The sequence below is a fragment of the Bacillus sp. MRMR6 genome, from assembly GCF_001940785.1.
In the GTDB taxonomy this organism is placed as follows: domain Bacteria; phylum Bacillota; class Bacilli; order Bacillales; family Cytobacillaceae; genus Neobacillus.
The window spans coordinates 57276-82920 of sequence record NZ_MSLS01000014.1 but is presented as its reverse complement, the minus strand read 5'-3'; the positions used below and the strand labels follow the sequence as shown (position 1 = coordinate 82920).

Genomic DNA, 25645 nt, shown 5'->3' with positions numbered 1-25645 from the left:
GGTTGGAGTGAAGAATATATGGATAAAGTTAGTGTTATAATGCCTGTTTTTAATTCAGCGAAATATTTAAATAGAAGTATTGAAAGTGTAATAGGTCAGTCTTATAAGAATTTTGAGTTAATAATAATAGATGATGGATCAACTGACAATTCGTTAGAAATTATCTCACATTATGCAAATTTAGATGGGAGAATTAAAACGATTCAAAGTCATAATAAAGGTCCGGGGGCTGCTAGGAATATTGGTATTAAACAGTCCGAAGGTAAATATATAATGTTCATTGATGCTGATGATCAATTTGGTAATTTTGATATGTTAGAAATATTGTATAGAAATATTATACATACGAACTCGGATATTGTTATTTGTGACTATAATTATATAACTCATGAAGGTAAATATATAACAAACTCTATTAGTGATATAGAAACAAAAAGTGTATCAAAGAAAAACAAAAAAGCATATGACGAAATCCTACTGAAATTATATGAAAGTAAACTTCTATTTGCTGTGTGGAATAAAATTTATCGGGCTGAGATTATTTCAAAAAACGACATTAAGTTTCCAATTCAAAAACTCGGAGAGGATGCAATGTTTAATTTAGTGTATCTCAAACATTGTAGAAATTTAAGGTATTTGAGGCAAGCAATGTATAATTATTATTTTAACAATTCGAGTTTAATGAATAACTTTAAAGAAGGCCAGTTTTTAATACAAATGGAAATATATAAATCCCTTAAAAATTCATTATTGGACACACCAGATAGAAGTTTCATTAAAAGGGTTGGATCGGATTTTCTAGTAGAGGTTGTTTATGGTGTGGTTAACCTATCAAATGAAAAATGCAACTTTAACTACAAGGAAAAATATTGGCAAATTGTTTCTGTTATTAATAACAGCACAGCTAGAGAAATAATAAAATATGGGAATACTTCTTCTAAATTTGTAAGAATGTACCAATTCTTCATAAAAAATAGGATGAAACGAATACTTTATTTTATGGTTCAAATTAACATCAGACCTATTTTTAGAATTAAATATAGTAAAAGTTAAAGTACAATATCTAAAGGAATGTACTTTTAAGTAAGGAGTAACTATGAAGTCAAGAAGAGGTTTTTACAATTTAATATTTGGATTGGGAAGCCAGCTAATTATACTTGCCCTCGGAATCGTAATTCCTAGATTGTTCCTACTTAACTTTGGTTCAGAGATTAATGGATTAATTGCATCTATTAGTCAAATTTTTGTTTATCTCACTCTCCTTGAAGCGGGGGTCGGAGCCGCTACATTACAAGCTCTTTATAAACCTGTCTCAGAGTGTAATTATGCCAACATTAATGGCGTTTTAGCTGCAACTTCGAGTTATTATAAAAAAGCCGGGGGCTATTATTTTTTTGCAGTTGTTGCATTGTCTATTCTTTATCCATTCTTAATCAGTACGCAACTAAATACATTTACAATAATGATTGTTATCCTACTAGCTGGTATGGGAGGGGTACTTAACTTTTTCTTTCAAGGAAAATATATATTATTATTAACTGCCGAAGGGAAAAGCTATATAAATACTACACTAGTTACAATTATTAGTATTTTAGCTAGTGGGGTAAAGATAATTTTATTGACGCAAGGCTTTAATATTATTATTCTTCAACTGGCACATTTTATAATAATAATGATCCAAATTTTATTAATTAACATATATATTAAAAGGAATTATAAATGGGTTGATTTAACAGTAAAGCCTAACTTCGATGCAATTAAACAAAAAAATTCTGTTGTAGTTCACGAAGTTTCTACTTTAATCTTTAGAAACACCGATATAATCTTGTTAACCATTTTTTGTAATTTAAAAGTAGTAAGTGTATATGTTTTGTATAATATGCTTTTTGGGATAATTGATAGCATTGTTAATACGGTCCATAGTAGTGTGACATTTGCATTGGGGCAAACATTCCATGAAAACAAGGCTAAGTTCGTTAAGCTTTATGATTCATTTGAGGTCCTCTTTATGGCTATTGTTTTTGCTTTATTTTCTGTCGCATATGTTTTAATAATTCCTTTCATGAGATTGTATACAGAGGGAATTAATGATATAAATTATATTGATTTCTGGTTACCTACTCTTTTTGTAATGCTAAAACTCCTGAGTCTTGCTCGAACTCCTTCAAATATTTTAATAAATATAATAGGGCATTTTAAGGAAACAAAAAATAGCTCTATAATTGAGGCTTCAATAAATTTGATCGTATCTCTATTGTTAGTAAACATTATAGGAATCTATGGGGTTTTATGTGGCACCATTATTGCATTATTATATCGATCCACAGAAATAATATTTTATACGAGTAGAAAAATACTTTATAGGACACCATGGATCCCTATAAGAAGATGGCTAATCAATATGGGAATATTTATTATATTTATCGGGGGATGTTCTCTATTAAACATAAGCCCTATCACTTATATTCAAGTATTTTTATGGGCGGTCATATTATGTGTTGTGATGGTTCCAGCATACTTATTAATTAGTTTCATATTTGAAAAGGCAGTTTATAATTATACTTTAAATTATTTTAAAGTGATTTTATTGAAGGTTTTAAATTTAGCTTCAAAACCTAAGTCTTTTATTAGATACCGTGGTTAAAAAATTAAATTTAAAAAACGTCTGTTCAAGCTAATCTAAAATATTTGTTCTCTAGATAATGATTATTTTAATAAACTTTATGGCTCTCATTGAGAGTCCTTTTTTTGTCTACTTATTTAAGGACGGAAATTGAAAGGGTGAAGCATATGGCAATTTTAATTACAGGTGGTGCTGGTTATATTTGAAGTCATACATGTATTGAATTATTAAAAAACCGATATGATCTAATAGTCATTGATAATTTTGTAAATAGTAAATTGGAATCAATAAAACGCGTTGTTGAAATAACCGGTAAGAATTTAAAATATTATAAAGCAGACTTGTTAGATAGTAAGGAACTTGACAAAATCTTTGCAGAAAACACTATTGAGGCCGTCATTCATTTTGCAGGGTTAAAGGCAGTAGGAGAGTCTGTTGCTTTACCCTTATGGTACTATCATAACAACGTTACTGGAACAATAAGTCTTTGTGAAATAATGAAAAAATACGGTGTAAAAAAGCTTGTGTTTAGCTCTTCCGCAACTGTATATGGAGTACCAGAAAAAGTACCAATAACTGAAGATTGTTCATTAGGAGCAACAAATCCATATGGACGAACCAAACAGATGATAGAGGAAATCCTCCGTGATCTGTATGTTTCGGACCATGAATGGAGTGTTGCTCTTTTACGTTATTTTAATCCAATTGGAGCTCATAAAAGCGGCCGTATTGGTGAAGACCCAAATGGTTTACCAAACAATCTTCTGCCATATATCTCTCAGGTTGCAGTCGGGCGGCTTAAAGAACTAAGGGTATTTGGAAACGATTATCCAACTGTAGACGGTACAGGTGTAAGAGATTATATTCACGTTATGGATCTTGCAAGCGGACATGTGAAAGCTTTAGAAAAGATACTGACTTCAAAAGGGGTAGAGGCTTATAACTTAGGTACAGGTAATGGTTATAGTGTGTTAGAAGTCATTAAAGCTTTTGAAAAAATCTCAGGCAGAAAAATACCATATCAAATCGTAGACCGCCGTCCAGGGGATATTGCACAGTGCTTTGCTGATCCGACAAAAGCAAAAAATCACCTTGGTTGGTCTAGTTTTAGAGGTATTGAAGAAATGTGCAAGGATGCTTGGAGATGGCAGCTGAAAAATACAAATGGTTATGAAATAAACAATGCGTTATCTCATATATTGAAGTAGTAAAACATATGCTGAAATGGGAATTCCAAATTTAGGGTAGAGGTGGAAAATGAAAAGAGTATTTGATCTGCTTGTTTCTTCTTTCATATTAATTCTGTTTTTACCATTAATATTGTTGACAACATTTTTCATAGGAATGAAGCTAGGTTCCCCTATTATATTTAGACAACATCGGCCTGGATTGTATGGTAAGACGTTTGTACTTTATAAATTTCGCACAATGACAGATGATCGAGGGAAAAATGGTGAATTGTTATCGGATTATGTCAGATTAACATCTTTTGGAAAACTCTTAAGGAAATTAAGCATTGATGAGTTTCCTCAGTTACTCAACGTAATTAAAGGTGATATGAGTTTAGTTGGCCCGAGGCCACTACTAACAGAATATCTAACGTTATATACAGAGGAACAGGGAAGAAGACACAATGTAAAACCAGGAATCACGGGGTGGGCCCAGGTAAACGGCAGAAATGCAATTACTTGGGAGGAAAAATTCAATTTAGATGTGTGGTATGTCGATAATCAAAGTTTAAAACTTGATTTAAAAATATTATTCTTAACAATAAAAAAAGTTCTAGTCTCAGACGGGATTAGCAATCAAAATCATGTAACAATGCCCGATTTTGAAGGGACCCCGCAGCAGAATCGAAATTATACATCCGTCTGAATTGAAAAATCTAAAAATATGTTTATGACGACTATCGACCTTATTAATTCGATAGTTTTTTTATTTCATAAGAAAACTTCGGGAGTTGGTTGAATGACAAATGAAAAAGAGAGAATACACCTTTCACTAGCACATATGAGTGGTAATGAACAAAAATATATTAACGATGCTTTTGATATGAACTGGGTTGCTCCATTAGGACCAAATGTGGATGCATTTGAAAAAGAAATTGCCGCATATGTGGGCGTTAATGCAGCATTAGCAGTAAGTTCAGGTACAGCAGCTATACATTTGGCATTACAGCTATTGAATGTTGGGCCTGGTGATCGAGTATTTTGTTCCACCTTTACTTTTGTTGCAAGTGCAAATCCCATATTATATCAAGGAGCTAAACCTGTTTTTATTGATTCAGAACCTGACACGTGGAATATGTCGCCACAAGCATTGGAGCGGGCTTTAATCGATGCTGCTTCAGGGGGGACATTACCGAAGGCTGTCATTGTAGTCCATCTATATGGGCAGAGTGCAAAGATGGATGAAATTCTTCATCTATGCGATCAGTATGATGTTCCTGTCATCGAGGATGCAGCAGAATCTCTGGGCTCTACATATAAAGGAAAAGCTAGTGGATCCATGGGGAAGTATGGTATTTACTCTTTTAATGGTAATAAAATCATTACGACTTCTGGAGGTGGAATGCTGGTATCGAATGATGTTGATGAAATAAAAAAGGCACGATTTTTAGCAACTCAAGCTAAAGATCAGGCACCATTTTATCAGCATAGTCAGATGGGGTTTAACTACAGAATGAGTAATATTTTAGCTGGAATTGGAAGGGCTCAATTAGAGGTACTGGAGGATAGGGTAAGCGCTAGAAGGGCAATATTTCATCGTTATTTAGAACATATGTTCGATGTACCTGGAATCTCTTTTATGAAGGAGTTAGAATATACCCGTTCAAATCGGTGGTTAACAACATTATTAATAGAAGAAAATGTTACAGGAATAACAGTGGAAAAACTTTTAGGGAAGCTGGAGGAAGAAAACATAGAAGCGAGGCATGTTTGGAAACCTCTTCATTTGCAGCCTCTTTTTAATGGTACCTCTTATTATCCGCATAGTGAGAAATTAAGTGTATCAGAAGAGCTATTTAATAAGGGGATTTGTCTTCCTTCAGGATCTGGAATGACAGTTGATCAGCAAATGAGGGTAATTAATTTAATATTGAAAGTTCTTAATTTTAAAAGTATCCCAGACGAATTTAGTAAAGCTCTAAGTATCATGTAAAAGTTCTAATTCTTTTGATAAGGAAGATTTATAAATGTATGGTTCCCAAAATCTTAATCAACAGATGCTAAAAGAAATTTTAATGAATATTTACCAAAAAGGAGAAGAAAACAAGGAGATAGACCTCAGTAATTTTATTGAAGATATAAAATCGCAGATTAAATTAGCTGTTACTAAGAATAATCAAGATTAGTTTAAGGGGGGAACAAGTTGAACAGTCGCTACAAGGAACTAGATTCATTGAGAGGAATTGCTGCTATGAGTGTCTTTCTTTTTCATATTGCAATGATTCTTCCAGACTCATGGAAGGGAGACATATTATGGGATATTTTATTTTTTAGCCCTCTACACATTTTTTTTACCGGCGAGCAGCCAGTGATTCTCTTTTTTGTCCTAAGTGGCTTTGTTTTATCTTTGGTGTACTTTTCAGGTAAGAAAATTTCATATCCATCTTTTATTACTAAAAGAATTTTTAGATTATATCTACCTTATGCTGTTTCTATAGTTGTCGCAATTACATTATGTTTACTGTTCTCTAAACAAGGTAATGACAATCTTGGTAATTTATTTAATATTGTGTGGATGGACCCTATGAACATAAGTAGTGTGCTTGATCACTTTTTGTTTATCGGTAATTATAACGTCTATTCGTTCAATATAGTAATTTGGACACTTATTCATGAGATGAGAATATCCTTTATCCTTCCTTTGTTAGTCGTTTTTGCAATACGTTTTGGTTGGAAAATAAATTTAACTATTGGTATTGGATTAGCAACAATAGGAGCTGCATTCCATCTTTTATATCAAGATTCATATCAACCCTTTTATAAATCACTAATTTATATTCTAATGTTTATTGTAGGGATATTGTTAAGTAAAAATAGAAATTATTTAATAAGTATGTTCAAGTCTTTCACAAAAGGTAGAAAAATTGTAATTGCTCTTTTTGGAACAATTCTTTACATTTATGCAGATTTATTGATCAATCCTCTATTAATTGATTGGACAGCAACATTAGGGGTATCAATCTTACTTATAGTTTCTTTATCTTCACAAGTTGCATCAAAGATATTGTTGCTCAAACCGTTACAGTTTTTTGGAAAGGTTTCTTTCAGTTTATATTTATATCACTTTCCGATTTTACTATGTTTGATTTATATATTTTATGAGAAATTACCTTTAATAATCATTGTTTGTTTATCTGTAATTCTCACCATTATTGTTTCAAGTATTGCTTGGTTGACAATTGAAAAACCTTCTATTAGACTGGCTAACCACTTATCTAGCAAGTTAAATAAGCAGTTTCCAGTTGTTATTAACAGAGAAAAAGAAATAAGTTAATCAATATTGTGAAAGCAAACGTATATTTCAATAAGATGATGGTATTATTCACCATTAGAAAGGTGAGCAACTGTGAAAGCTACTTTAACCAATTCAATTATTAAAGGTATTTCTACAGCAATCCCTAAAACACAAGTTAATCTTCATTCACTAAGTTCTATTTATGGAGAAGATGAGGTTAATAGAATTATTGCTAGTACTGGTATAGAAGAGATTCATGTTGCTAGAGAAGGTTTGTGCACATCAGATTTATGTGAAGCAGCAGCAGAAGCATTGCTTTCAAGACTAGAGATCAGTCCATCAACTATTGATGGGCTTGTTTTTGTTTCGCAGACTCCAGATTATAGAATGCCTGCAACGAGTGTGTTGCTTCAACATAGGCTAGGTTTACCAACTACTGCGGTTGCCTTTGATATCAACTATGGTTGTTCCGGATTTGTTTATGGCCTGTACCAAGCTTCAATGATGGTCGAAGCAGGTGGCTGTGAAAGAGTATTGGTATGTGTCGGGGATACTTCCACAAGGATGGTTCATCCAGGAGATCGTTCGGTTCGGATGGTGTTTGGAGACGCCGGGAGTGCTGCACTAATTGAAAAAGGAAAAAATACAACACATTTTGTCTTAAGAACAGATGGATCTGGAGCGGAACATTTAATCATTCCTGCTGGAGGGTCACGAAAGCCAATAAGTGAAGCAACCTCGAAACCAATTGAAACAGAAGATGGTAATGTACGTAGTGAAGAAACTGTGTATATGAATGGAATGGAAATCATGTCCTTTGCGTTAAGGGAAATTCCAGTCATGATTGAAGACCTTCTTAATTTAAGCGGCTGGAAAAAAGAAGATGTTGGGACATACGCACTTCACCAGGCAAACAAATTTATGCTGGAGTATTTACGAAAAAAAATGAAGCTGCAAAAGGAATCTGTACCTATTGCTGTATCTTCTGTGGGGAATACTGGCCCCGCTTCAATTCCCTTGATGTTAGCCATCAAACATAAAAAATTATCGGAAAGAAACCAGCTTGAAAAGGTAATTTGTTGTGGTTTTGGTGTCGGTTTATCATGGGCAGCCTGTTCCCTCGATTTATCTTCGACCGTTATTTTAGATCCAATTGAAGTATAACTATTAATGAGGAATAGGGGAACTTAAAATGAGAGAGAAGCTGTTAGAGCTGGTTTTAAAAACAATCGATGAATTTAATATTGCTTATCAACAAAAACTCCCATTAGAAAAAGGAGAAGAAACACCGTTATATGGAAAAGATGGAGTTGTAGACTCTTTAGGGCTTGTTTCATTAATCGTGATGATTGAACAGGCAATTGAAGATGAATGGGAAGTGTCATTAATATTAGCAGATGAAAGGGCTTTGTCACAAAAGACTAGTCCTTTTTTAAATGTCAGTTTACTAGTCAACTACATTAACAGCTTGATGGATGAGGAGATACCCGTGTGGACAGACCGATCACTTTAATTACAGGCACTCGTAAGGGAATAGGGAAATATTTAGCAGAGTATTATGCAAAAAAAGGTCACCTTGTCATTGGCTGCAGTAGAAATGAACCAGATTGGAGTCTTGAAGGGTATGAGCATTTTTTATTAGATGTTTCAGATGAGATCGGTGTGAAAAACATCTTCTCTCATATAAAGAAGAAATATGGAAGGTTAGATCATTTGATTAATAATGCAGGTATAGCTTCAATGAACCACTTTATGTTGACGCCTGCTGCCACGGTAACCAAGATTCTAAATACAAATGTTATTGGGACTTTCCTATTCAGTCGGGAAGCAGCAAAGCTGATGCAAAGAAATCGTTATGGGCGGATTGTGAACTTTACAACGGTTGCAACCCCTTTAAAGCTTGAAGGAGAATCCATTTATGCAGCTTCTAAAGCGGCTGTCATTTCGTTTACAGAAATAATTGCAAAAGAGTTAGCCACTTATGGAATAACAGTCAATAGTATTGGCCCTACTCCAATTGAAACAGACTTAATTCGGTCAGTTCCAAAGGAAAAGATAGAGGCTCTTATTAGCAGGCAGGCAATTAAAAAATATGGAACTGTAGAAGATGTTGCGAACGTAGTGGATTTTTTCCTCCAAAAGCAAAGCTCCTTTATTACAGGGCAAACGCTATTTCTAGGAGGGATATAATGTATATCGATTTTTTACTTGATCGATTTAAAATGAATGCCGATAAGCAAGCGCTTATTTGGCAAAATGAAGTTTACTCTTACGGTAAAATGCATGAGTTAACTAATAGTCTGATGATAAATTTAGAAAATGAGCATTTTCCGGAAGGGAGTGTTGTGGCTTTAGATGCGGATTTTTCACCGACATCCATTGCCCTCTTGCTGGCCTTAATCGAAAAGCGAAGCATTATTGCTTTGTTGAGTAAGGCTGTGAAAGATAAGAAACATGAGTTTTGTGAAATTGCAGAAGCCGAGTATATGATCTCTTTAAATAAAAATGATACGGTTTCAATTATTAAACATGACCGAAAAGCAACCCATGACATCTATAGCAAATTACGCAGTAAACAACGTCCTGGGGTAGTCCTTTTTTCTTCTGGTTCTACTGGCAAGAGCAAAGCTGCTGTTCATGATTTTGTTCCATTACTTGAGAAATTTAAAATTCAAAGGCATGCAAAAGTTACAATTGCCTTTTTACTTTTTGACCATATTGGCGGACTGAACACCATGTTCTATACATTATCCAATGGAGGCTGTCTTGTTACTGTTCAAGATAGATCGCCAGAGGCAGTTTGTGCTGCGGTAGAAGAATATCAGGTCCAGACCCTTCCGACATCGCCAACCTTTATTAATCTCATTATGCTGAGTGAAGCATATAAAAATGCTATCCTTAGCAGTCTAGAATTGGTTACATATGGTACGGAAGTGATGCCAGAAACTACACTTAAAAAGTTTCATGCTCTGTTTCCAACTATTCGTTTATTGCAGACTTACGGACTATCGGAGGTAGGAATACTCCGATCTAAATCAAAATCATCCAATTCTCTTTGGGTGAAGGTCGGCGGTGAAGAGTTTAAGACTCGAGTGAGAAATGGAATGTTAGAAATAAAGGCACAATCCGCGATGTTAGGGTACCTTAATGCACCATCTCCTTATACGGAAGATGGATGGTTTATGACTCAAGACCAGGTCGAGGTAGATGGAGAATATATTAAGATTCTTGGGCGGTCATCGGAAATCATTAATGTTGGAGGAGAAAAAGTCTTTCCAGCTGAAGTGGAAAGTATCCTTCAGTTAATGGAGGGAGTACAGGAAGTAGCTGTCAGCAGTGTACCAAGCCCTATTACAGGACAAATTGTTAAAGCCACTATAAAACTATCTTCACCTGAAAGTTTAAAAGATTTTCGGATTCGCTTAATTCAGTTTTGCAGTGATAAATTGCCGGGTTATAAAATTCCGCAAAAATTAGAACTAGTGGAAAACTGGATGCATAATGACAGGTTTAAGAAGATGAGGAGAAATGGGTAGGGTAACAGAGACTGCAAAATGCGATGTTAGAACTGCAGGTAGCCGAAGGAGAGTAAAATAAGTGAATACATTTAGTATCAATTTAGAACGAATACCTAAAGAACTAATGTTTTTACTAGATATTCTAAATGAAAAAGCAGATGGATATAACGAACACTATCAACATAACCTGAAAAACAAACTTGCAGATATGGACTGGCAACTTTTCCTTGATTTGGTTGCCCACCACCGACTTTATCCAATCATATATACTAAGTTAAAGCGAATTAATGAAGGCTTGGTTCCGAATTTAGTATTCAAAAAAATAAATAATGCTTATAAAAAAAACACCTTTCAAATGCTTCATCTTACAGCTGTAATGGAGGAGGTAAGCAGAATATTTACGGGAAATAATTTGCGCCTTCTTGTTTTAAAAGGACCAGTTCTAGCAGAAGATTTATACGGGGATATTTCAAAACGCACATGCAGAGATTTAGATATTCTTGTTTCAATTGAAGATATAATTGAAGTTCATCATCTTTTAGAAAAGATTGGATTTGAGCAAGAAGAAGAATTTCAAATTGATCTGAACCTAAATGATTGGAAGTGGCGGCATCATCATCTATCATTCTATCACCCTAAAAAACATGTGAAAATAGAAGTTCATTGGAGGCTGAACCCTGGTCCAGGAAGAGAGCCTTCCTTTAATGATTTATGGGAGAGAAAACGAATTAGTTCACTAACCAACTATCCGGTACATTATTTAGGAAGGGAAGACTTATTTTTCTTTCTTATAACTCACGGAGCACGCCATGGATGGTCTAGACTTCGTTGGTTGGTAGATATTGACCTTTTGGCCCGTCAAAATATTAAATGGGAATTTGTTACTCGTCTATTGCTAAAGTATCAATTTCTTTATTTAGGTGGGCAAGCACTTAAACTTTCATCAAAGTTGTTAGAGACACCGATTGATCAGGAAATGAAACTAATTATTTCTGACCCTATTTCTACACAACTTGCTCAAAATGCAATTTTTTACTTTGAGGAAATGGTGAATTTACATTCTGAACATCTTCCTGAAAGAATCGAATCATATCATAATCAATACCTATTATCACTAATGACAACAAAACAAAAACTATTATTTTTCTTAAGTGTCCTATATCCTTCTATAACTGATGTAAAAACAATCAAGTTACCTAAAAGGCTATACTTTTTATATTTTCCTTTAAGACCATTCCTTTTAGCCATAAGAAGAACGAAGAAGCACTCAATATCAAAATAATTAATATTCGTTTTGGGAAGGAGGCTAGGGGATGAACCGATTTAATAGAAAAAGAAGAAAAAAACTAAGGGTTTATATATTCTTTTTTTTATTTTCAATGATGATAATTTTAAGTCTGCTCCAAATAAAAGAGAATTTAAATAAAGAACAATTAGACTCGGAGACACTAGCTCCAGTAGTAAATTCTAAAGGGGATCAAACATTCGTTACCTTAGATTCAACAAGTTACAATTTAGAATCCAAGGAGGAACATCAGCTAATTGTTACTGTTCATAAGACAGATGGGTCAAGTAGCAGGGTAACCAATCAAAGTCATTACTCAACCTCAGATAAGAATGTTGTAACGATTGACGAGAACGGAACGATAACTGGTGTTGGTCCAGGCTTTGCCAGTATAACAGCCAATTTTCAAGGAATTATTACATCAATGTCTGTATCGGTTTCCTCTACCTCTCTAAAAGTAAATGTTAAAGATTTTGGAGCTCATGGATATGGAGTTAAGGATGAAACGGACTCCTTTCAAAAAGCGATTGATTATGTAGCTGCCAAAGGCGGAGGGGATGTATATGTACCTAAGGGAACCTATAGTTTAACTCCAATCTATTTGCAATCTAAGGTTAATCTTGTTGGAGAAAATCGGGATAGTGTATTCATTAAATTGTCTGATAATGCTCCGGATGATTATACCCGTGTTATTAACCTTGAAAATATACAGGATGTAAAAATACAAAACATAACTTGTGATGGCAATAAAAAGAATCATCCAAATGGAATTGAGCATATGCATTGTATTTTTGCGTGGGATAGTAAAAATATTTTGATTGATAACAATAAATTAATAAATGCTGTAGCGGATGGAATCTCCATTTCAGGCTCATCAGTAACAAGTAATAATGTTATTATATCAAATAATATTTTGGAAGATAATCATCGCTCAAATATTGTCCTTGAACAAGTTAGTAATTTACAAATTTTTAATAATACCAGCACATCAAAGGTAGAACGCCCTGCTCTCCATTTTGAGCCTTGGGAGGAAATGTCCTTTTATAATGCTGAAATTTGGAATAATACTTTTAGTTCTAATACCACAGGTTACTGTGTCCAACTAGAAGGCGGAGTCAACGAAGGGAACTTTTATCATAATGTCAATTTTTACGAAAACATCGTTAATTGTCCTACAGGTCAATTTCTAATTATGGAAACCAAAGATTCGAATGTTCATCATAATACCCTCAATGTTTCAAAGTTGTTTGTATGGATAAAAAACGAAGATCTTAAGATATTCAAAAACAAGATCTCTTCTAAGCATGGAATTGTTATTGAAGGAACTTGGGGAGTTAACTCCAAAAGAACCCAAATTACTGATAATAATATTACAACTAAAGGTGATGGTGTACAGCTAATAGCAGGTTCACAAGATACAATAATCGATCAAAATACATTCACAGGGGCAGGAAACACAGGTGTTTATTTTTTTGCTTCAGAGACAGATATAACGAATACAACAGTATCTAATAATATATTTAAAAACTTTGATTACGGAATTATTACTGACTATGATTATTATGGTGATAACCGCATTAATGGACTTTATGTACTTGAAAATAAATTTGAAGAATTCAGTGATTATGCCCTTTATTTAAAAGGCGGAACTGGAAACGTTACAGTGGAAAACAATGTGATAAAAAATGCCTCGGGGGTATATATTACCGTTGAAGAAAAAGAAATGGAAAATATTAAAATTAGCGATAATATGATATCAGGCGGAAAACAGGGTATAGTCCAAACTCAGAATGGTAATGGTACATTAAAAGGTTTAACTATTTCAGAAAATGTAATATCAGATACAACAGGTGACGAATATTCCTCTGGAGCTGCGATTGAACTAGATCAAAATTCTAAAGCTACTTCAGATGTTTCTATTAGTAAAAATGTATTAAAAAATAACGCAATGAATAGTATTACAGTACCAGTTCACTTACAAAGCTCTTTAAAAGACAATAAAATTCATAAACAATGAAAAATAGAATCTTATTCTACTAAAAAGACTATTAATATGAAAAATATTATTGAAAAGTGACATATAAGTATCAAATAAACATCTCTTTTTTTTTGAATAACTGTTTCTTTGTAAAGGGAGGAACACATGAGTGCAATAGCCGGATTAGTCAATTTCGATAATAGTTCAATAAACAAGCAAAATAGTTCAAGCATAATGAAGGCTCTAGAGTGTTTTCCGGCAGATGATATACAATCATGGGTTGGAGAAAATGTCTTTCTTGGGTGTCATGCCCAATGGATTACACCAGAATCTATTGGTGAACGCTTACCATACTATGATTCTATTAGCAAACTAGCTATTACGGCTGATGCTATTATTGATAATCGCAGGGAGTTATTTGAAAAATTACAAATAAAACCGTTAGATCGAAAATCAATAACTGATAGTAAGCTAATCTTACTTGCCTACCAGAAATGGGGAGAGGATTCTCCTAAGTACTTAATAGGTGATTTTGCATTTATGATTTGGGATGAACGAAAGCAAAACCTTTTTGGAGCAAGGGATTTCTCGGGATGCAGAACCCTCTATTATCATCTGCATAAAAATCTCTTTACTTTTTCAACAACTATTCAGCCATTACTAACAATGCCATATATACAAAAACAATTAAATGAAGAGTGGTTGGCTGAATTTTTAGCGATTTCTTCCGTAGTAGATACTGTAGATGTTTCACTAACACCTTATAAAGATATTTTTCAAGTACCTCCTTCTCATAGCATCTCGGTTGAGAGGGATAAATTATCAATTAAGAGGTACTGTACATTATCAATGAGTGAACAATTAAAGTTTAGAACAAATGATGAATATGTTGAAGCATTTAAGGAAGTTTTTGATGAATCCATTAAGTCCCGCTTGCGAACATATCGTAATGTTGGTTCCCATTTAAGTGGAGGACTGGACTCTGGGGCGATCGTTGGTTTTGCTGCAAAGCACCTAAATAAACTAAATAAACCTTTACATACCTTTAGCTATATCCCGCCAAGTGATTTTAATGATTATACCCCCAAATATTTACTCCCTGATGAGAGGGAGTTTATATATTCTACAGTCCAATTTATTGGGGGGGTTAATGATCATTACTATGATTTTAACGGAAGAAATCCATTATTAGAGATTGACGACTTTCTGCAAACAATGGAGATGCCTTATAAATTCTTTGAAAATTCTTTCTGGGTAAAAGGGATATTTGAGAAGGCTTCTGAACTGGATATTGGTGTTTTGTTGAGTGGAGGAAGAGGAAATTTAAGCATCTCTTGGGGGTCAGCACTAGATTATTATGCCCTTCTGCTTAAGCGACTTAAATGGATTCAACTTTTAAAAGAATTGCACAAATATAGTCAGAATGTTGGAGGGCCGAGGTTAGGCAGAATTCCTTTAATAGCAAGAATTGCTTTTCCTGCTATTGACCGTGCAGAACAGTCAAGTGTACCCCAAAGTTTAATTAATAGCAATTTTGCAGAACAAACAAAAATATATGAGAAACTTCTGGCTCATGGCATTGGTACAACAGGCTGGCTAGCTTCATCGAATATTTACAAACAAAGGGAAAACCATTTTGAGAAGCTATTTCACTGGAATGCCACTAACACGCTTGGAACGAAATTATCGTTAAAGTATTCGTTATGGAAACGTGACCCAACCAATGATTTACGGGTTATTCGATTTTGTTTATCTGTTCCAGAAGAACAGTATGTTCAAAACGGAGTCGATCGTTGGCTAATTCGCAGGTCTACAGATAAACTTCTGCCGGATAAAGTAAGGTTAAATCAGCGGATAAGAGGTGTTCAAGGAGCTGATTGGGTGCATAGGATGATTCCTTATTGGGGGCAATTCCTTGAAGAGCTTCAGCAGCTAAGTAAGGATGAAAGAGTACTAAAATATATGGATGGGAATGCGATAAGATCTGCAATTGAAAATGCAAAGGAACCAAAACCTGAATATGCGACACATCCAGATTTTAGAATGTTAATGCGAGCTTTAATTGTCTATAGATTTTTAAGCAATTTTACTTGAAAGGAGGTGATAGAATGAAAAAGGAATGGCAGCAACCTGTACTAGAAGTCCTTGAGGTTAGTATGACAATGGCGAATACTAATCCAGGTAATTTTCTAGATGATACTTTTGAAGCTGGAACACGTTGGAGTGACTTAACCTGGGGAAATGACAGCTAGTGGGAATCGTTTAATGTATATTGAATGATTCTACTTTAGAATATCGAATTTAAAAACACCTCTAGATGTTTCATTACATAAGAGGTGTTTTTGTTCATATTCTATTGGCTTCTGGATGATAAAATCCTACATTATGATTTCTAGGCAGTGAGGAAGAAATGAAAATAGTTAAATACAGAAAATGGATTGTTTTTTTTGTAATTCTACTGGTACTAATTACTTATATTTTTTATGACAATAACAAAATAAATTTAACTAAACAGGAAATTGAAATTGCTAACTTATCCAAGGAATTAGATGGATTCACTATACTTCAAATTACCGATTTACATGAAAAGGAATTTGGGAAAGGCCAAACAAAACTCGTCGATAAAATTAATTCTATTCATTATGATGCAATTGTATTTACGGGTGATATGTTGAAAAATAACACGAGTAACAATTATCATCCCTTTTATGATTTGTTAGAAGGAATTGACAATAAAGAAATAGCTTTATTTGTTCCAGGAAATACAGATCCCGAAATGGGTATAGACTCTGAAGAACCTCTTATCAAATCAGATTTTATTAATGGAATGGAGTTAAGAGGAGTTAAATTTCTGGAGTCATTAGTTACAATGGATATCGGCCATTCAAAATTGCATTTTGTTGATTTTGAATTTTCCTTAAAGGATAAAGAGGAGATAGTAGGAACACTAAAGGAAAAGTTGGTGTCAGAGGAAACATCTTCACAAATATTAACCTATCGGGATCAATTATTTGAAGGTATATCCACTCTTGAGCAAATAGAGAAATCTGATGTTCTAATAGGGCTGACGCACTATCCTGTTGTTGATAAAAGGATCGACTATTTAATATCAAATTCAAAAAATAGATTCAGAGACTACGATTTACTCATCGCTGGACACTATCATGGAGGTCAATTCCGAATCCCGTTCATTGGTGCGCTATTTATACCAGAAGGTTGGTACCCAAGGGATGGACTGTTCCCGCCTCAGGATAGAGTTAAAGGTCTATGGAATTACCGAAATATAAAACAATATGTGAGCACGGGTCTAGGAAGTAGCGATGCAATTCCGTTTTTAAATTTCCGGTTATTTACTACCCCTGAAATTAACCTACTGACATTGAAAGAAGCAAAGTAAGGCTTTTAAACAATTTCGGGAATGTTGACAAATTAATGGATAAATGATAATTTACTAATATCAATATGTTCGTTATATAGAATTAAAAAATTCTTTATAATGGTCATGTTTAAAATTTTAATGAAATTTACGGAGGTAGGTATGAGTGCGATAACTGGTTGTTTACATTTCGATGGTTCCCCCGTAAATTTTCAAGAAGTTAAAATAATGATGGATTCACTCCGGAAATTTCCAGCTGATATTATTCATACCTGGAGTGGGGAAGAAATCAGCATGGGATTCCATGGACAATGGATTACCCCGCAATCAAAAGGTGAAACTCTGCCGTACTGGGATGATGGTACAAATACTGCGATTGTTGCAGATGCGATTATTGATAATCGAGAAGAGCTATTTGAAAAATTGCAAGTTAGCCAAAATCAAAGAGAAAAAATATCAGATAGTAAGTTAATTTTGTTAGCCTATTATAAATGGCAGGAAGAAGCCCCTAAACATTTGGTGGGGGATTTCGCTTTTATGATTTGGGACTCTCGCGAGAAGAAGTTGTTTGGGGCAAGAGATTTTTCAGGGGCAAGGACACTGTATTTCTTTCATGATCATAAGCGATTTGCTTTTTCTACCACTATAGAACCAATACTTAAACTGCCATTTATTAATAGGAGCCTTAACGACCAATGGCTTGCAGAATTTCTTGCTATTCCAACAATGGTAGAAGCAGTTGATATGTCACTTACTGTTTATCAAGAAATTAACCAACTTCCTCCCTGCCACTCAATCACAGTGAAAAATGGAAGGGTGCTTATTTCAAAGTATTCAAATGTTGTATCAAATCAATTGATAAGATTTAAAAAAAATGAAGAATATGAAGAAGCATTTCGTGACGTTTTTAATAAAGCAGTGAAAGCAAGAATTCGAACATTCGGAGGCGTTGGCTCACATTTAAGTGGTGGATTGGATTCAGGCACAGTAGTGAGCTTTGCTGCCAAAGGTCTAAATGAACAAAAAAAACGACTCCATACATACAGTTATGTACCAGAAGATGAATTTGTTGACTGGACAGCTTATTACTATAATCCGGATGAAAGGCCCTATATCCAAGAAACTGTCAGCCATGTTGGTAATATAAATGATTACTATTTTAACTTTAAAGGAAGAAATCCATATACAGAGGTTGATGATTTCCTAGAATTAATGGAAATGCCTTATAAGTTCTTTGAGAATTCTTTCTGGTTAAAGGGGATTTTTGAAGAAGCCCAAAAACAAGAGGTTAAGGTACTATTAAACGGAGCAAGGGGAAATCATTCAATTTCCTGGGGTTCTCCTAATCTAACACTCAATTATTATAGTCGGCTATTGAAAAGCTTAAGATGGAAACGTCTTTTTAATGAGTTAAATCAATATTGTATGAATTTTCAAACTGGTAAATCTGCAATTCTTCCCATGGTAATGAGAAAAACATATACATCTTTTACCTCCAGTACACAAAAAACTCAAACGGGTGAACAATCCTCAATGCTAATCAATCCGTTATTTGCTGAAAAGACAAAGGTATATCAGAAACTTCGAGACCAAGGTATGTACCTTTCAAATGGAAACATTCATGCAAAGAATCTAAACAAATATAGAAACAGTCATTATGAACTGCCCTACTATTGGAATAAAAGCGGGACGGCCACGACAAAATTATCGCTGCGTTATGGAATTTGGGATAGGGATCCTACGAATGATTTACGGGTTATACGCTTTTGTTTATCTATACCTGATGAACAATATGTCCTAGATGGTATGGACCGCTCATTAATACGCAGGGCAACTGCAAATTATCTTCCTGAAAAAGTTAGACGTAACTTTAGAACGAGGGGTATCCAAGGTGCAGATGTGATTCATCGAATGGCCCCATACTGGAATACCTTTATTGATGAAGTTAAAGCTATTTATAAAGACTCGTTGTTTTCCGAATTGGTGAATGTTGAACTGATTAAACAGGCAGTATCCAAGCTAGAAGGAAATCCGCGGCCAGAGTATGTTTTTTCAAATGAATTCAGATTATTAACGAGGAGCCTTATTGTGTATCGCTTTATAAAAAGCGTATAAAAGGAGGTGAGGTTTTGAAGAAAGAATGGAAAGTTCCTATATTAGAAGTACTAGATATTAGTATGACGATGAATGGTCCAGGAAATGCAAATGCTGATTGTTTTGATGTTTCTGATGGTTTGGATGAAACGCACACCGGTAGATCGAATGCAAGTTGTTTAGATAGCTAGAAATCATACGCTTACTGAAAAGAGCCCTCGTCCTTACATATAAGATTGAGGGCTATAATTCTAACAAGCAGGAGGATATATGCCTAATACAGTCCAAAAGGTTTTATACATAGGGTTTGGTTTTCGGGTATCCAGCGATATTGCATTACCAGAATTGCCTGAGTCCACCTGTCAGGAAGAATCATACGATATAGTTTTTGAAAAGGGTGAATTAACAGAGATATGGAACGAGTTTGCAAAGTCTAACAGGTTTTTTGTTATTAAAGAAAACCAAACCATGTTTCATATCCCAAATGTAGCAGTTTACTCTATTGAAAACGGTATGACAGTTAAATATTCCCCTGCTGATGGAGCCAGTGAAGACCAAGTACGCCTCTATTTACTAGGTTCATGTATGGGGGCTCTTTTAATTCAGCGAAAAATACTCCCGCTTCATGGAAGTGCGATCGAAATCAATGGTAAAGCCTATGCGATCGTTGGTGATTCGGGAGCAGGAAAATCAACACTTGCCTCGTCGTTTTTGTTGAAAGGTTATCAACTTCTTAGTGATGATATTATCCCTGTTTCGTTAGCTGACGGAGGCTTACCGGTAGTAACACCTGCCTATCCACAACAAAAACTATGGCAGGAAAGCTTATTGGAATTTGGTATTTCAACGAAAGAATTACGTCCCATTGTTGACCGGGAGACGAAGTTTGCTGTTCCTGTTTCTTCTCAATTTGTCAATAAACCTATACCACTGGCAGGAGTGTTTGAACTAGTAAAAACGGAAACTTTGAATATTGAAATGCACCAAGTAAAAGGTCTTGAAAGGCTGCATACCTTGTTTTATCACACATATCGTAATTTTATACTGGGACCGTCTGGAAGGACGGAATGGCATTTTTCCTTTACCGCAGGTTTAGTAGATAAATTGGACTTTTATCAATTACGACGTCCGACTGCACGTTTTACTGCAAATGAACTGGCTTCAATTATATTATCGACTTTAAATTAGGGGGATTAAGAATGACAATAAAAACAAATATTTCACTAACAGATCTTGTTGTACAAGGGAAAGGGAACATTGTCAGCGATATGGGCGGAGAAAAGGTAATGTTAAGCGTTAAAAATGGTAAGTACTACAACTTAGGTGAAATTGGTGGTGATATTTGGGGATTACTTGAGTCACCAATAAAAATTTCTGATGTAGTGAAAGCCTTAATTGCTGTTTACCAGGTGGAGGAAATGGATTGTCAGCAGCAGGTGTTAATGTTTGTAGAGCATCTCTTAGAGGAAGGATTAATTGAAAAGCGATAAGGGGAGAAGTGATGACTACAGCTTTACGAAAACTCAAAATATATTTATCTCTCGGTTCCAATAGAAAAAAACAGTTACTCGAAGCTTTTATTTTATTGGGGTGGGCTCGACTATTAAAATTGATGCCCTTTAAAAAAATTGCTCCATCACTTGGCAATCATATGGAAGAGACCTCTTTTGAGCTAAATGACCATACTAAGGAGACCTTACGCAACATTTCTTGGGCTATTCATACAATGAGCCGTTATACCGTTTGGGAAAGTCAGTGTCTTGTAAGAGCAATAGCTGGTATGAAAATGCTCAAAAGGAGAAATATCGAGAGTACTCTTTATTTAGGTACTGGAAAAGATGAAACAGGAAAAATGATTGCACACGCATGGCTTCGCAGTGGATCTTATTATGTTTCAGGAGCTGAAGGAATGGAGAAATTCACAGTAGTCGGAAAATTTGCCAATAAAGTACCGCAAGCGAAATTTCCGAGTGAAAATAGATAATACTTTTTCTTTGGCCCAGTATAAATTATCATCTACGCCACATTTTCCTCAGGGGGAAACGATGAAACATGTGAATTATTTCTTGAAGCAAATCCACGTGTTTGCTGGAAAGACTTTATATATGAATCTCATTGCAATGGTCTTTATTAGTTTACTTGAAGGTATTGGAATTTTATTGTTGATTCCAATGATAAATATCAGTGGAATCGTAAACATTGATATTGGAAAGGTATTTAGTGTAGGGGCATTCAATCTATTACAAACTATTCCTAATAATTTGGTGTTACCAATGATATTAGCCATTTATGTTTTAATTGTTATTGGCCAAAATGTATTACAACGTCAAATCACGATCAGAAATGCTATGATCCAGCATGGCTTTTTCAGATACTTACGGATAAATACCTACAGTTTGATTCTTTATTCCAACTGGGATTTCTTTATCAAGAAAAGAAAATCGGATTTAATAAATTTATTAACAACAGAAATAACCCGTGCAAGTGCTGGAACACATTCTTTTTTACAATTCATTACCTCATTGATCTTTACCTTCATACAGATTGCTTTGGCCTTTGCTCTTTCACCAAATATAACAATATTTGTACTACTAAGTGGATTAGTTCTCATTTTCTTTAACCGCAAATTTCTTCGGCGCTCTTTAGCCTTAGGCAATACAAATTTTGAACTAGGAAAGAGTTATCTTGCAGGTATTACCGATCAAATAAACGGGATCAAGGATATAAAAAGCAATACCTTGGAAGAATCCCGGATGGAATGGTATCAAAATATAACTCAGCAAATGAGAGATGAACAGGTTGCATATACAAAATTAAGGACCAAATCTCAATTCTATTATAAAGCATCCTCAGCCCTTCTAATTGCTCTCTTTATTTTAGTAGCAATAAATTTGTATCAGGCACAATCTGGTGAATTGATGTTAATCATAATTATTTTTTCAAGGTTATGGCCAAGAGTCTCGGGAATACAATCCTCCATGGAGCAGATTGCTGCAACTCTCCCTTCGTTTAAGGCGGTAATGGCTTTACATAAAGAATGTCATGCGGATAGAGAATTGGAGTGTACAGACAAGACGGAACCGTTACAAATTAGAGAAGGAATACAATGCAGCAATATTTCTTTTCGATATTATAAAAACAAGCCTCAATATGCATTAAAGAATATTAATGTTAATTTCCCTGTTAACCAAACTACCGCTGTCGTAGGACGTTCTGGGGCTGGTAAAAGTACATTAATTGATTTATTGATGGGTCTTAATTCTCCAGAAAGTGGAGAACTGTTGGTAGACGGAACCCCGCTTAGAGGTAAAACACTTTTATCCTTAAGAAGAGCTGTTAGTTATGTGCCGCAAGATCCTTTCCTCTTTAATACAAGCATTAAGGATAATCTTCTACTGATTAATGAAACTGCAACAGAAGAACAAATGTGGGAGGCTCTTGAATTTTCTTCTGCAGGAGAGTTTGTAAGAAGGCTGCCACAAGGATTGGATACAATCATTGGGGACAGAGGGATTAAGCTTTCTGGTGGAGAACGGCAGCGAATTGTTCTTGCACGTGCTATTTTACGGAATCCATCAATCCTGATTCTAGATGAGGCGACTAGCGCATTGGATTCTGAAAACGAATTAAAGATACAGGAGGCTATTGACAGGTTAAAAGGAAAAATGACAATAATCGTGATTGCCCACCGACTATCGACAATTCGTAATGCAGATCGTGTAATAGTGCTAGATCAAGGAGAGGTTATTCAGCATGGAGAGTATAGTTTGCTAGCTAAAGAGAAACGTGGAGTGCTTGGAAATCTATTAAAAAAGCAAAAGGAAGCATTACGATAAAATTAGTAAAATGGCGAAATTGATAGTTATATAAAGAAAAATATCGGTTGACTTGTTCTTTATATAGAACTAAAATTAGTTCAAATAAGTTAAATTTTTAATATTATAAAAAAATTCTCGCTTTAATGTTCTTTATAAAGAAAAATAGGTTTTTCCAGAAGATTATTTTTTAAGGGGATATGAATATGGCTTCCATACCACGAACGGCCTATATGTTACAAATCCACAAAAATCCTAATCAAGTGAATAAGTTTATTAACCAGCTTATCTCTGATGGTTATGCAGATGTTTTTGTTCATATTGACAAAAGAAGTTATGAAAGTATGAGCAAAAAAATCATAAAAAGCCCATTTGTGACTGTGCTGAAGGACAGCATTAATTGTGAATGGGGTGACATAAGCCAAGTCACAACTACTACCATGTTGCTAAGGGAGGTTTTGGCTGCTAATAAGAAATATGATTATGTTTGTTTAAGAAGCGGCCAAGACTTACTGATCAAGGATGGATTTAAAGATTTTTTATTAAGTGATAAAAAAAATATATATATGACTTTACGGGATGTTAGCAGATTTAATCTAGGACTAATGAATATTAATTGGCCCAAAAATACACGTAAGCGGTATACAACCCCCCACCCTAATAGGATTTATAGGAGAGTACTACAAAGCTTATATCGTAGAGGACTAAATATTTTTCCTAACACTAATTATTGGCCAAAAGAATACTCATTCTTTAACGGATCTCAATGGTTTAGTGTGCCTTTAGAGGTTGCTGAATACATGATAGAGTTTCTAGATAACAATGAATGGTACTTTAAATATTTTGAAAATACATTGTGTCCGGATGAGTGGTTTTTTCACACACTAATTATGAATTCGCCCTATAAAATAGACGTAGTAAATAACAATTTTATGTTTCTCAAGTGGGGAGAAAAGTTCAGTGAACAAAGTTCACCGCAATACTTAACCAATCTTGATATTCCTTTAATAGAGAAATCAGGGGATTTCTTCGCTAGAAAATTTGATGAAGATATTGATCATATAGTAGTAGATTATTTTGCTAATAAAACAAAGTTCAGTACAAACCAGGATGAAAAAGTTCATATTTTAACATGAACTTTAGTTTGTGCATGACTTGATGTTTAAATGGGGGAATATCATTTGGAGAATGTGGCCAATTTTAGAATGGAGAATGAACTAATATCTAGCCATAAATTTTTGACAGAGTTAGAGAAAAAGTATGGGGCTTCTTTTTATTTATTGAATGTAGATAAATTAAGAGAAAACTACAAAAAGATTGAGTATGCTTTTCAAAGTCGATATGACCAATTTATTATCGGTTATTCGTATAAGACCAATTACGTGCCCTTTGTATGTAAACAACTTAAAAATCTAGGAGCCCATGCAGAAGTAGTTTCTAGATTAGAGTATGATTTGGCAATAAAGATAGGTGTAGACCCTAAAAAAGTTATTTTTAATGGTCCGTTAAAGAATAAAGAGGATATTTACTATGCTTTAGAAAACGAAAGTAAAATCAATCTTGATTCCCAATATGAGATAAATTTTGTAGAAGAATATGCCCGAAATAATCCAAATCGAAAAGTAAAAGTAGGATTAAGAGTGAATTTTGATCTCTCAGAAAATGGAGAAAGTCCTCTCGTTGAAGGTCACGAAGTCAGTAGGTTCGGTATTTGCTTGGAAAATGGAGACTTTGATTCGGCAATGAACAAGTTAAGTAGAATAAAAAATGTGCAAATTTCAGGGCTGCATGGTCATTTTTCTACTAGCATGAGAAAGGTAGAAACCTTTCAAAAAATAACTCAAGTTTTGTGTAACCTGGCAAAGGAATACACATTAACAGACTTAGATTATATAGACATTGGCGGAGGGTTCTTTGGGGAAGTACCTAAAATCCTTATCGAAAATACTCCAACATTTGAGGAATATGCTGAAGCAGTGTGCACGGTTATGAATAACGAATTTGGCCACTATAAAACGAAACCCAATTTAATTATAGAACCAGGTATTTCAATGGTTGCGAATGTATTTCAATTTGTTGCTAAGGTAATTGATACAAAATCAATAAAAGACCATAACTTTGTGTTGGTAGATGGCAGTGTACATAATATCAAACCAACCATGCATAAAAAGAATCTTCCAATGAAAATTGTTAGGCAAGATAGTGTTGATTTTGGGAATAACGAGGATTTTCATATCGTTGGCTACACTTGTTTGGAAAAAGATTATTTAGCTTATAATTTTCATGAAAAGATTCCTAAAACGAATGATTACATTATATTTGAAAATGTTGGTGCATATACAATCGTTTTTAATCCTTCCTTTATCAAGGAAAAACCGGGTATTGTTGCGATTGAAAATAATCGAATATCTGAAGTTAGAAAAAAAGAAACGTTACGACAATTCTTCAATGAAGAAATATATATTTTTTAGGTTATGGGGAGGAGTAAGGCA

The 25645-nt window shown here is 34.4% G+C and carries 24 protein-coding genes; all 24 read left to right on the top strand.

Annotation, left to right across the window (positions count from 1 at the left end):
* Positions 1-18 precede the first annotated feature (18 nt).
* The 24 genes from BTR25_RS14755 to BTR25_RS14655 all read left to right on the top strand — a co-directional run bounded on the left by BTR25_RS14755 (position 19) and on the right by BTR25_RS14655 (position 25624).
* Positions 19-1053, top strand: coding sequence for a glycosyltransferase family 2 protein (locus BTR25_RS14755; protein ID WP_075688807.1), 1035 nt, complete (start codon positions 19-21; stop codon positions 1051-1053).
* Between the two features lie 43 nt (positions 1054-1096).
* Positions 1097-2644 carry a polysaccharide biosynthesis protein gene (locus BTR25_RS14750; RefSeq protein ID WP_075688806.1) on the top strand — a complete coding sequence of 516 codons (1548 nt, stop codon included), beginning with the start codon at positions 1097-1099 and terminating at the stop codon, positions 2642-2644.
* Between the two features lie 197 nt (positions 2645-2841).
* Positions 2842-3831: a UDP-glucose 4-epimerase GalE gene (galE, locus tag BTR25_RS14745; protein ID WP_254842724.1), complete on the top strand. Its 990-nt coding sequence runs from the start codon at positions 2842-2844 to the stop codon at positions 3829-3831.
* A 49-nt stretch (positions 3832-3880) separates the two neighbouring features.
* Positions 3881-4498 carry a sugar transferase gene (locus BTR25_RS14740; RefSeq protein ID WP_075688805.1) on the top strand — a complete coding sequence of 206 codons (618 nt, stop codon included), beginning with the start codon at positions 3881-3883 and terminating at the stop codon, positions 4496-4498.
* A 93-nt stretch (positions 4499-4591) separates the two neighbouring features.
* The gene (locus BTR25_RS14735) at positions 4592-5785 is read left to right on the top strand and encodes a DegT/DnrJ/EryC1/StrS family aminotransferase (RefSeq protein ID WP_075688804.1); all 1194 of its coding nucleotides are present in this window, start codon (positions 4592-4594) and stop codon (positions 5783-5785) included.
* 34 nt (positions 5786-5819) lie between these two features.
* Positions 5820-5978 carry a YwzD family small protein gene (locus BTR25_RS27695; protein WP_175596796.1) on the top strand — a complete coding sequence of 53 codons (159 nt, stop codon included), beginning with the start codon at positions 5820-5822 and terminating at the stop codon, positions 5976-5978.
* Between the two features lie 17 nt (positions 5979-5995).
* On the top strand, positions 5996-7126 hold the full coding sequence (locus BTR25_RS14730; protein WP_075688803.1) for an acyltransferase family protein: 1131 nt from the start codon (positions 5996-5998) through the stop codon (positions 7124-7126).
* Between the two features lie 72 nt (positions 7127-7198).
* Positions 7199-8251, top strand: coding sequence for a 3-oxoacyl-ACP synthase III family protein (locus BTR25_RS14725; protein ID WP_075688802.1), 1053 nt, complete (start codon positions 7199-7201; stop codon positions 8249-8251).
* 28 nt (positions 8252-8279) lie between these two features.
* A complete protein-coding gene (locus tag BTR25_RS14720; protein ID WP_075688801.1) occupies positions 8280-8600 on the top strand; it encodes a hypothetical protein in 321 nt (106 codons plus the stop codon).
* Entirely contained in the window at positions 8579-9277 is a 699-nt protein-coding gene (locus BTR25_RS14715) for an SDR family NAD(P)-dependent oxidoreductase (protein ID WP_075688800.1), read from the top strand. The genes BTR25_RS14720 and BTR25_RS14715 overlap by 22 nt, the downstream gene beginning before the upstream one ends.
* Complete coding sequence (locus BTR25_RS14710; protein ID WP_075688799.1) at positions 9277-10623, top strand: ANL family adenylate-forming protein; 1347 nt, start codon at positions 9277-9279, stop codon at positions 10621-10623. The genes BTR25_RS14715 and BTR25_RS14710 overlap by 1 nt, the downstream gene beginning before the upstream one ends.
* A gap of 106 nt (positions 10624-10729) precedes the next feature.
* Positions 10730-11887, top strand: a complete 1158-nt coding sequence (locus BTR25_RS14705) for a nucleotidyltransferase domain-containing protein (protein WP_075688844.1) — start codon at positions 10730-10732, stop codon at positions 11885-11887.
* Positions 11888-11918: 31 nt separating this feature from the next.
* A complete protein-coding gene (locus BTR25_RS14700) occupies positions 11919-13907 on the top strand; it encodes a right-handed parallel beta-helix repeat-containing protein (RefSeq protein WP_075688798.1) in 1989 nt (662 codons plus the stop codon).
* A 126-nt stretch (positions 13908-14033) separates the two neighbouring features.
* Positions 14034-15962, top strand: a complete 1929-nt coding sequence (locus BTR25_RS14695) for a lasso peptide isopeptide bond-forming cyclase (protein WP_075688797.1) — start codon at positions 14034-14036, stop codon at positions 15960-15962.
* A 14-nt stretch (positions 15963-15976) separates the two neighbouring features.
* The gene (locus tag BTR25_RS27150; RefSeq protein ID WP_139311249.1) at positions 15977-16120 is read left to right on the top strand and encodes a paeninodin family lasso peptide; all 144 of its coding nucleotides are present in this window, start codon (positions 15977-15979) and stop codon (positions 16118-16120) included.
* Between the two features lie 158 nt (positions 16121-16278).
* Positions 16279-17265 carry a metallophosphoesterase gene (locus BTR25_RS14690; RefSeq protein ID WP_075688796.1) on the top strand — a complete coding sequence of 329 codons (987 nt, stop codon included), beginning with the start codon at positions 16279-16281 and terminating at the stop codon, positions 17263-17265.
* A gap of 141 nt (positions 17266-17406) precedes the next feature.
* Positions 17407-19359 (top strand): asparagine synthase-related protein, encoded by a 1953-nt coding sequence (locus tag BTR25_RS14685; RefSeq protein ID WP_075688795.1) that lies wholly within the window; start codon positions 17407-17409, stop codon positions 19357-19359.
* 14 nt (positions 19360-19373) lie between these two features.
* Entirely contained in the window at positions 19374-19529 is a 156-nt protein-coding gene (locus BTR25_RS27145; protein ID WP_139311248.1) for a paeninodin family lasso peptide, read from the top strand.
* A 79-nt stretch (positions 19530-19608) separates the two neighbouring features.
* On the top strand, positions 19609-20526 hold the full coding sequence (locus BTR25_RS14680; RefSeq protein WP_075688794.1) for a phosphoenolpyruvate carboxykinase (ATP): 918 nt from the start codon (positions 19609-19611) through the stop codon (positions 20524-20526).
* Between the two features lie 11 nt (positions 20527-20537).
* Positions 20538-20828 carry a lasso peptide biosynthesis PqqD family chaperone gene (locus BTR25_RS14675; RefSeq protein ID WP_075688793.1) on the top strand — a complete coding sequence of 97 codons (291 nt, stop codon included), beginning with the start codon at positions 20538-20540 and terminating at the stop codon, positions 20826-20828.
* An 11-nt stretch (positions 20829-20839) separates the two neighbouring features.
* Positions 20840-21322 (top strand): lasso peptide biosynthesis B2 protein, encoded by a 483-nt coding sequence (locus BTR25_RS14670; protein WP_075688792.1) that lies wholly within the window; start codon positions 20840-20842, stop codon positions 21320-21322.
* A gap of 61 nt (positions 21323-21383) precedes the next feature.
* Positions 21384-23174 (top strand): ABC transporter ATP-binding protein, encoded by a 1791-nt coding sequence (locus BTR25_RS14665; protein ID WP_075688791.1) that lies wholly within the window; start codon positions 21384-21386, stop codon positions 23172-23174.
* Positions 23175-23359: 185 nt separating this feature from the next.
* Positions 23360-24289, top strand: a complete 930-nt coding sequence (locus BTR25_RS14660; protein WP_075688790.1) for a beta-1,6-N-acetylglucosaminyltransferase — start codon at positions 23360-23362, stop codon at positions 24287-24289.
* A 54-nt stretch (positions 24290-24343) separates the two neighbouring features.
* Entirely contained in the window at positions 24344-25624 is a 1281-nt protein-coding gene (locus tag BTR25_RS14655; protein WP_368482996.1) for a type III PLP-dependent enzyme domain-containing protein, read from the top strand.
* Positions 25625-25645: the final 21 nt, after the last annotated feature.

Coding starts and splice junctions, on each gene's coding strand:
- BTR25_RS27150 (WP_139311249.1), top strand. CDS start 15,977: ATGAAAAAGGAATGGCAGCAACCTGTACTAGAAGTCCTTGAGGTTAGT.
- BTR25_RS14680 (WP_075688794.1), top strand. CDS start 19,609: ATGCCTAATACAGTCCAAAAGGTTTTATACATAGGGTTTGGTTTTCGG.
- BTR25_RS14690 (WP_075688796.1), top strand. CDS start 16,279: ATGAAAATAGTTAAATACAGAAAATGGATTGTTTTTTTTGTAATTCTA.
- BTR25_RS14700 (WP_075688798.1), top strand. CDS start 11,919: ATGAACCGATTTAATAGAAAAAGAAGAAAAAAACTAAGGGTTTATATA.
- BTR25_RS14740 (WP_075688805.1), top strand. CDS start 3,881: ATGAAAAGAGTATTTGATCTGCTTGTTTCTTCTTTCATATTAATTCTG.
- BTR25_RS14660 (WP_075688790.1), top strand. CDS start 23,360: ATGGCTTCCATACCACGAACGGCCTATATGTTACAAATCCACAAAAAT.
- BTR25_RS14710 (WP_075688799.1), top strand. CDS start 9,277: ATGTATATCGATTTTTTACTTGATCGATTTAAAATGAATGCCGATAAG.
- BTR25_RS14670 (WP_075688792.1), top strand. CDS start 20,840: ATGACTACAGCTTTACGAAAACTCAAAATATATTTATCTCTCGGTTCC.
- BTR25_RS14675 (WP_075688793.1), top strand. CDS start 20,538: ATGACAATAAAAACAAATATTTCACTAACAGATCTTGTTGTACAAGGG.
- BTR25_RS14750 (WP_075688806.1), top strand. CDS start 1,097: ATGAAGTCAAGAAGAGGTTTTTACAATTTAATATTTGGATTGGGAAGC.
- BTR25_RS27695 (WP_175596796.1), top strand. CDS start 5,820: ATGTATGGTTCCCAAAATCTTAATCAACAGATGCTAAAAGAAATTTTA.
- BTR25_RS14705 (WP_075688844.1), top strand. CDS start 10,730: ATGTTTTTACTAGATATTCTAAATGAAAAAGCAGATGGATATAACGAA.
- BTR25_RS14755 (WP_075688807.1), top strand. CDS start 19: ATGGATAAAGTTAGTGTTATAATGCCTGTTTTTAATTCAGCGAAATAT.
- BTR25_RS14695 (WP_075688797.1), top strand. CDS start 14,034: ATGAGTGCAATAGCCGGATTAGTCAATTTCGATAATAGTTCAATAAAC.
- BTR25_RS14720 (WP_075688801.1), top strand. CDS start 8,280: ATGAGAGAGAAGCTGTTAGAGCTGGTTTTAAAAACAATCGATGAATTT.
- BTR25_RS14665 (WP_075688791.1), top strand. CDS start 21,384: ATGAAACATGTGAATTATTTCTTGAAGCAAATCCACGTGTTTGCTGGA.
- BTR25_RS14685 (WP_075688795.1), top strand. CDS start 17,407: ATGAGTGCGATAACTGGTTGTTTACATTTCGATGGTTCCCCCGTAAAT.
- BTR25_RS14735 (WP_075688804.1), top strand. CDS start 4,592: ATGACAAATGAAAAAGAGAGAATACACCTTTCACTAGCACATATGAGT.